The following is a 7333-nucleotide window of genomic DNA, read 5'->3' as shown; positions in this document are numbered from 1 at the left end:
GGTGCGGCCGGCGCCGGCTCGGCCGCCGGCCTGGTCGGGAACTGGCCGGTCCTGGGCTGGAACCCGCCGGACCGCTGGACCGGTTCGAACTGGACGGACCGTCGCCCGGGCTGGGCCTGGTGCGAGCGCGGTTCTGGCTGGTGTTCCGGAACGCCTGAGTCCGGTGACACGGGGGAGGGCATGGCGGCACAGTAGCGACGTCGGCGTGAATAGCAAAAGGGTCTCAGGTACTTCCGTTGCAATCCCGGGGTTTCTCGCGGGCGGGTGCCGGACGGCGGGCGCCGGGCTCCGGTTTCGCCCGCCGCTGCTACGATCTTCGGGTCGCGACTGGCGTCAGGTGGATCACCACCGGGGAGCGACGAGTCATGCCGACGACGGGTCGTTCGCCTGGGCCCTGGGTCACCTCGTGGAAGGTGTGCGCCCGGGCCGTCCGGCACGGTGCGTGTGCCATCCGCCGCCGTCAGACAATCCCCGTCCCGCATGAATCGAGGAGCTATGAGCGCATCGACTCCCGACCCGCTCGCCACCCCGCTCGCCGAGCTCGACCCCGAGATCGCTGCCGTCCTTGACGGCGAGCTGGCCCGCCAGCGCGACACGCTCGAGATGATCGCGTCCGAGAACTTCGTGCCGCGTGCCGTCCTGGAGGCGCAGGGCTCGGTCCTGACCAACAAGTACGCCGAGGGCTACCCGGGCCGCCGCTACTACGGTGGCTGCGAGCAGGTGGACATCGCCGAGAACCTGGCGATCGCCCGTGCCAAGAGCCTGTTCGGCGCCGAGCACGCCAACGTCCAGCCGCACTCCGGCGCCCAGGCCAACGCCGCGGTGCTGCACGCCCTGATCAACGCGGGCGACAAGATCCTCGGCCTCGAGCTGGCCCACGGTGGCCACCTCACGCACGGCATGCGGATCAACTTCAGCGGCAAGCTGTACGACGTCGGCGCCTACGGCGTGGACCCGCAGTCCTACCGCATCGAGATGGACGAGGTCCGCAAGAAGGCGCTGGAGCACCGCCCCGACGTCATCATCGCGGGCTGGTCCGCCTACCCGCGGCACCTCGACTTCGCGGCGTTCCGCGAGGTCGCCGACGAGGTCGGCGCCAAGCTCTGGGTCGACATGGCGCACTTCGCCGGCCTGGTGGCCGCTGGCCTGCACCCGTCCCCGGTGCCGCACGCCGACGTCGTCTCCTCGACCGTGCACAAGACGATCGGCGGCCCGCGCTCCGGCTTCATCCTCTCCAAGGAGGAGTACGCCAAGAAGATCGACTCCGCCGTCTTCCCGGGCCAGCAGGGCGGCCCGCTCATGCACGTGATCGCCGCCAAGGCGGTCTCGTTCAAGGTCGCGGCGACCGAGTCGTTCAAGGACCGCCAGGAGCGCACGCTCCGCGGCGCCTCGATCATCGCCGAGCGCCTCTCGCAGCCCGACGTCGCCGCGGCCGGCGCGTCCGTGCTGACGGGCGGCACCGACGTGCACCTGGTGCTCGTGGACCTGCGCAACTCCCAGCTCGACGGTCAGCAGGCGGAGGACCTCCTGCACGACGCCGGGATCACCGTGAACCGCAACGCCGTCCCGTTCGACCCGCGTCCGCCGCGCGTCACCTCGGGCCTGCGCATCGGTACGCCGGCCCTGGCCACGCGCGGGTTCGGCGACGCCGAGTTCACCGAGGTCGCCGACATCATCGCGACGGCCCTGAAGGAGGGTGCCGCGACCGACGTCGACGCCCTCTCGGCGCGGGTCGAGAAGCTGACCGCCGCGTTCCCGCTCTACCCGGGGCTCTGAGCCGATGACCGCACAGATCCTGGACGGCAAGGCCACCGCCGCCGCCATCAAGGCGGAGCTCAAGGACCGGGTCACGGCGCTCCGTGACCGTGGCGTCATCCCCGGCCTCGGCACGCTGCTGGTCGGCGACGACCCGGGCTCGCAGTGGTACGTGGCGGGCAAGCACCGCGACTGCGCCGAGGTCGGCATCGCGTCGATCCGGGAGGACCTCCCGGCCACCGCGACGCAGGACGAGATCGAGGCCGCGGTCCGGCGGCTGAACGAGGACCCGGCCTGCACCGGGTACATCGTGCAGCTCCCGCTGCCCAAGGGCATCGACACCAACCGCGTGCTGGAGCTCGTCGACCCCGACAAGGACGCCGACGGCCTGCATCCCACCAACCTGGGGCGCCTGGTGCTGCGCGTCAACGAGGACGTCACGTCCTCGCTGCCTTGCACGCCGCGCGGCATCATCGAGCTGGTGGAGCGACACGGCATCAAGCTCGCCGGCAAGGAGATCGTCGTGCTGGGCCGCGGCGTGACCGTGGGCCGCCCGATCGGGCTGCTGCTCACGCGGCGGGCCGTGAACGCGACGGTCACCCTGACGCACACCGGCACGCAGGACCTCGCGGCGCTGGTCCGGCGGGCCGACGTCGTCGTGGCCGCCGCGGGCGTCAAGGGCATCGTGACCGGCGACATGGTCAAGCCGGGCGCCGTGCTGATCGACGTCGGCGTCTCCCGCGAGACCGACCCGGAGACGGGCAAGTCGCGGGTCGTCGGCGACGTCTCGCCCGAGGCCGCGGAGATCGCGGGCTGGGTGTCGCCCAACCCGGGCGGCGTCGGCCCGATGACCCGCGCGATGCTCCTGGCGAACGTCGTGGAGTCGGCGGAGCGCTCGCTGGTTCCCTGACGGTCTGCTGCGTCTTGCCCCGCCGCGGTCGAACGTAGGAACAGTCGTCGCAAGAGCTCTCTTGCGGCGACTGTTCCTACGTTCGGCGCGGCCATCCGTGTGGAGGAGTCCTGCCCGATGAGTTGCGGGCCGCGGCGTCGTCTGAAGAGTTGATGACGGGCCGACCGCGGCCCGAGCGACTCAGGAGGACATCATGGTGACCGTGCGGACCCATCTCTGGTTCGGGAACAACAAGGCCGGCGAGGCCGCGGCCTTCTACGCCGAGCACATCCCCGGCTCGTCGGTCGAGCGCGTGGTCAAGGCGCCGGAGGACGCTCCGGGCGCCGAGGCCGGCACCGACTTCGTCGTGGAGTTCACCGTGGCCGGGCAGCCCGTGATCGGGCTGAACGCCGGACCGCACCGGACGCTCGACGAGGCCTTCTCGTTCTACCTCTCGGTCGAGGGCCAGGAGGAGGTCGACCACTACTGGGACATCCTGACCGCCGACGGCGGCGAGCCCGGGGCGTGCGGCTGGTGCACCGACAAGTTCGGGGTGTCCTGGCAGGTGGTCCCCAAGGAGCTCGAGCGGCTGAGCGGCTCGTACTCGACGCCCGCCGAGATCGCCACGATGAACGCGATGCTGAAGATGGGCAAGCTCGACGTCGCGGCCCTGCAGGCGGCGCACGACGGCGCATGACGCACCCGTGATCGGGGCGTGTCAGGGGCTCCGGTTAGGCTGCCCCGGTGCCCCTGATCGTCGCCACCGCCAATGTCAACGGGATCCGAGCCGCCGTCCGCCGCGGCATGGAGTCCTGGATCGCCACCCGCACCCCGGACGTGCTGCTGCTGCAGGAGGTGCGCGCCCCCGACAAGCTGGCGCGCGAGCTGCTCGACGGCTGGCACGTCGCGCACGCGGAGAGCGAGGTCAAGGGGCGCGCCGGGGTGCTCGTCGCGTCCCGCCTGCCGCTCGGTGAGGTCCGCACGGGCCTCGCGGCCCACGGCCCGGACGGCGCCGTCGAGGAGGGCGCCGACACCGGCCGCTGGGTGGAGGCCGACATCAGCATGCCCGACGGCGGCACGTTCACCGCGATCTCCGCGTACCTGCACTCCGGTTCGACCAACCCGGGCCAGGAGCACACGATGATCGCCAAGTACGCGTACCTGGAGAAGGTGACCGCGCGGCTGGCGGAGCTCGCCGACGCGCGGCACCCGGCCGTCGTGGCGGGCGACCTCAACATCGCCCACCAGAACGTGGACATCAAGAACTGGAAGGGCAACCAGAAGAGCGCCGGCTTCCTGCCCGAGGAGCGCGCCTACGTCACGCGCTGGCTCGACGAGCACGGGTGGACCGACCTGGGCCGCCACCACGCGGGCGACGGCCCCGGCCCGTACACCTGGTGGTCGTGGCGCGGCGCGGCGTACGACAACGACTCGGGCTGGCGCATCGACTACCAGCTCGCCAACAAGGCGCTCGCGGGCGCCTGCCGCAAGGTGGAGGTCGACCGCGCGCCCACGTACGCGGAGCGGTGGAGCGACCACGCCCCGGTCGTGGCGACCTACGAGCTCTAGTACCGGATCGCGTCGATCACCTTGACGCGCACCGCGTAGATCGCCGGGATCAGGCCCGCCAGGGCGCCGATCCCGACGGCGCACGCCATGCCCACCAGGGCCGCGTCGAACGGGAACCCGGGCAGGTCGTCGAGCGGCCGGCCGAAGATACGGTCGATCGGGATGTTCTTGATCACGGCCACCGCGATCACCACGCCGACCACGCCCGCGACGGTGGTGGCGACCACCGACTCCATGAGCACGCCGAAGAACACGCGGCCGCTGGTGGCCCCGAAGGACCGCCGGATGCCGATCTCCCGGATCCGGTAGCGCACGGTGACGAGCGCGATGTTGAGCAGCCCGAGGCCGCCGAGCAGGAGCGCGAAGCCGCCCACGCCGAGCACCAGGTACTGCAGCACGCGGTCGATCACCATGGCGTCGGCCATCGGCTGCTGCACGTCGAACCGGACGCCCGCCGCCGCCAGGTCGCGGGGCAGCACCTCGGCGAACTGCTGGGCGAGCTCCGGCGGCACCCAGAAGCGGTAGCCGTCGGCCATCACCCGGTCGGGGAACCAGCGCACCGCCTGGTCGAACAGCATCATGGCGCGCGGCCCCTCGTCGTTCCACTGCACGGGCACCACGCCGATCACGGTGGCGGCCACGGGCGACTCGCCCTCGAGCACGACCTGGGGGTGCGTGGTCACGGGGGCGCCGTCGGCGTAGGCGTCGAGGAAGGCCTGGTTCACCACGAGCACGGGGGCCAGCCGCTCGGTGTCGGACTCGGTGAACCAGCGGCCCGCCTCGAGGTCCTGGCGGGTGATGGTCCCGCTCTCGACGTCGACCGCCGACCACTCCACGTAGGTAGTGCTGTCCCCGCCGCGCACCGCGAGGTCCATGGTCGCGCGCACGGAGTGGTACGAGATCTTGTGCCGCTCGGCCACGGCGTCGACGACGGCGTCCATCTCGACCGGCGTCATGCCGCCCTCGACCGACCCCATCGACCAGGCCTCCAGCGTGGTGTCGCGGCCCGACATGCGCTCGTTCTGCTCCTGCATGGCCTGGCCGAACATCGTCACGGCTGCCGTGATGCCGGTGATCGCGGTGACGGCGCAGGCGACGCCGACCAGCGCGAGCAGCACACGGACCTTGTGGATCCGCAGCTCGTCCCAGGCCTCGACGATCGCGCCCACGACCCCGGTCATGCGGGGAGTCCCGCGGTCTCGGCCACGGCGGCGGGAGCGTCGAGGTGGATGGGCACCAGCACGCCGTCGGCCAGCCGGAACTGCCGGTCGGCGCGGGCCGCGATCGCGAGGTCGTGCGTGATGGTCACCAGCGCGGCCCCGGTCTCGCTCGCGGCGTCGTCCAGGAGCGTCATGATCGCCTGTCCGGTCTCGACGTCGAGGGCGCCGGTGGGCTCGTCGGCGAGGATCACGCGCGGCCCGCGCACCAGGGCGCGGGCGATGGCGACCCGCTGCTGCTCGCCGCCCGAGAGCTTCTCGGGGCGGGTGTCGAGGCGCTCGCCCAGGCCGACCCGTTCGAGGGACCGCGCCGCGAGGCGGGTGCGGTTCCAGAACTGCCTGCCGCGCGCGTACAGGAGGGGCGCGGCCACGTTCTCCAGGGCCGTCCGACCCTGCAGCAGGTTGAACTGCTGGAACACGAAGCCGAAGTCGTCGCCCCGGCGCCGGGCCAGGGCCCGGCTGCGCAGCCGGCCCACGGGCTCGCCCTCCAGGAGGTACTCGCCGGAGGTGGGGGAGTCGAGCAGGCCCAGGATGTTCAGCAGGGTGGACTTGCCGGTGCCGGAGCGGCCGACGATCGCCACGTGCTCACCGGGGCCGACCGTCAGGTCGACCCCGCGGAGGATCTCCAGCGTGCTCCCGTCGGGGAGCTCCACGTGCCGGGTGACGTGCTGCAGGTCGACGAGCGGGAGGTCGGTCATCCGTAGCACTCCTCCTCGAACGCCCGGACGGCGTCCATGTCGCCCTCCATCGCCGCCTGGTCGTAGGCGGCGCTGTCCGAGCAGTCGACGCCACCCTCCGTGCCGTCGTCGACGGGCGTGAACTCCAGGATCCGCTCGCCGGCCTTGAGGCCCTTGGTGACCTCGACCTGGAGGCCGTCCGTCAGGCCCAGGGTCACGTCGCGGGGCTCGGGCTCGGCGCCCTCCTCCTTGACGGTCCACACCCGGCCGGTCTGCGCGGTGCCGAGCACGGCGGAGATCGGCACCACGACGACGTCCTTCGCGTCGCCGTTCGTGATCTCGATCTCGGCGCCCAGGCCGGAGAACGCCTTGACCTTGCGTGGGATGGAGCAGTGGACGGCGCCCGTGGCCGCCTCGGGGGCGCCCGCCATGGGGTCCTCGCCGCCGACGGACTCGCCGGCGGGTGCCTCGCCGATCGTCAGCCCGGTGCAGGTGAACGGGGCGGGCCCGCCTTTGAGCGTCACCCGCGCCTTGCCCGTGGCCCCGACCAGCCGGTACTGCTGGTCGGCGGTGAGCGTGCCCGACACGGACAGGGTGCCGGGGGAGACGGTGCCGATGACCTCGCCCACCGTGACCGCCTGGTCCTTGAGCACCGTGATGTCCACGGTGCCGGCGGCGGGGGCGAGGGCCGAGGTCCAGGTGACCTTGGGTTCCTGCTCGGTGACGGTCTCCTCGCCGGTCTCCTCGTCGACGTCGACCACCGGGTCGACGAGCTCCTCGCTCTTGATCCACAGGACGCGCGTGTCCTTGCCGACCTTCGCGTCGTCGACCTCGATCTCGGCGATCACGCCGTCCGCCGTGGCCTTGATCTCGACCGGCGGGTCGGTGACCACGGACGCGGGCACGGTGACCGCGTTGGTGACGGAGCCCTTCTCCACGGGGATCACGGCCTCGGTGATCTCGCCCGTGGGCTGCAGCGCGTCGGGCGGGTCGAGCTCGGCGCCCTTGAGCGCCAGGGCCACGAGCGCGGCGGCGATCACGGCCCAGATGATGATCCGGGCGGTGGGGAAGACGTACTGGCGGACAGCACCCACGGGGGCTCCTCGCAGCGGGGACGGGTGGCAGCCTGCTGGACATTAATGCAGGTACCGCCCCGGACGGGATGAAAGTACGGGGTGAAGCCAAGCCTTTACGAGGAAGGGCCCCGCACCTGACGGTGCGGGGCC

Annotated in this window: 8 protein-coding genes and 1 riboswitch; of the genes, 5 read left to right on the top strand and 3 right to left on the bottom strand. The window is 72.0% G+C overall.

The genetic code is table 11. From position 1 onward, the window contains the following. The 5 genes from PROKR_RS37055 to PROKR_RS23725 all read left to right on the top strand — a co-directional run. On the top strand, positions 1 to 195 hold a 195-nt coding region (locus PROKR_RS37055; RefSeq protein WP_036968497.1), incomplete at its 5' end, for a hypothetical protein. A 118-nt stretch (positions 196 to 313) separates the two neighbouring features. Continuing rightward, a riboswitch (ZMP/ZTP riboswitch) is annotated at positions 314 to 400 on the top strand. A gap of 95 nt (positions 401 to 495) precedes the next feature. Beyond that, entirely contained in the window at positions 496 to 1776 is a 1281-nt protein-coding gene (glyA, locus tag PROKR_RS23740; protein ID WP_036968494.1) for a serine hydroxymethyltransferase, read from the top strand. Positions 1777 to 1780: 4 nt separating this feature from the next. Continuing rightward, positions 1781 to 2665: a bifunctional methylenetetrahydrofolate dehydrogenase/methenyltetrahydrofolate cyclohydrolase gene (locus PROKR_RS23735; RefSeq protein WP_036968491.1), complete on the top strand. Its 885-nt coding sequence runs from the start codon at positions 1781 to 1783 to the stop codon at positions 2663 to 2665. 193 nt (positions 2666 to 2858) lie between these two features. After that, complete coding sequence (locus tag PROKR_RS23730) at positions 2859 to 3341, top strand: VOC family protein (RefSeq protein WP_036968488.1); 483 nt, start codon at positions 2859 to 2861, stop codon at positions 3339 to 3341. 47 nt (positions 3342 to 3388) lie between these two features. After that, positions 3389 to 4213 carry an exodeoxyribonuclease III gene (locus PROKR_RS23725; protein ID WP_036968485.1) on the top strand — a complete coding sequence of 275 codons (825 nt, stop codon included), beginning with the start codon at positions 3389 to 3391 and terminating at the stop codon, positions 4211 to 4213. On the opposite strand, the gene PROKR_RS23720 is transcribed toward PROKR_RS23725, so the two are convergent. From PROKR_RS23720 to PROKR_RS23710, 3 genes are read right to left on the bottom strand one after another with little or no spacing between them, the layout of a single operon-like run. Beyond that, positions 4210 to 5394, bottom strand: a complete 1185-nt coding sequence (locus tag PROKR_RS23720) for an ABC transporter permease (RefSeq protein WP_036968482.1) — start codon at positions 5392 to 5394, stop codon at positions 4210 to 4212. The two genes, PROKR_RS23725 and PROKR_RS23720, sit on opposite strands and share 4 nt — an antisense overlap. Continuing rightward, the gene (locus tag PROKR_RS23715; RefSeq protein WP_036968479.1) at positions 5391 to 6128 is read right to left on the bottom strand and encodes an ABC transporter ATP-binding protein; all 738 of its coding nucleotides are present in this window, start codon (positions 6126 to 6128) and stop codon (positions 5391 to 5393) included. The genes PROKR_RS23720 and PROKR_RS23715 overlap by 4 nt, the downstream gene beginning before the upstream one ends. Next, positions 6125 to 7201, bottom strand: a complete 1077-nt coding sequence (locus PROKR_RS23710) for a permuted SH3 domain-containing protein (protein ID WP_036968476.1) — start codon at positions 7199 to 7201, stop codon at positions 6125 to 6127. The genes PROKR_RS23715 and PROKR_RS23710 overlap by 4 nt, the downstream gene beginning before the upstream one ends. Positions 7202 to 7333: the final 132 nt, after the last annotated feature.

Source organism: Promicromonospora kroppenstedtii DSM 19349, from assembly GCF_000515355.1.
GTDB lineage: Bacteria > Actinomycetota > Actinomycetes > Actinomycetales > Cellulomonadaceae > Promicromonospora > Promicromonospora kroppenstedtii.
This window is presented reverse-complemented; position numbering and strand designations above follow the sequence as displayed.

Coding starts and splice junctions, on each gene's coding strand:
- glyA (WP_036968494.1), top strand. CDS start 496: ATGAGCGCATCGACTCCCGACCCGCTCGCCACCCCGCTCGCCGAGCTC.
- PROKR_RS23735 (WP_036968491.1), top strand. CDS start 1,781: ATGACCGCACAGATCCTGGACGGCAAGGCCACCGCCGCCGCCATCAAG.
- PROKR_RS23730 (WP_036968488.1), top strand. CDS start 2,859: ATGGTGACCGTGCGGACCCATCTCTGGTTCGGGAACAACAAGGCCGGC.
- PROKR_RS23720 (WP_036968482.1), bottom strand. CDS start 5,394: ATGACCGGGGTCGTGGGCGCGATCGTCGAGGCCTGGGACGAGCTGCGG.
- PROKR_RS23715 (WP_036968479.1), bottom strand. CDS start 6,128: ATGACCGACCTCCCGCTCGTCGACCTGCAGCACGTCACCCGGCACGTG.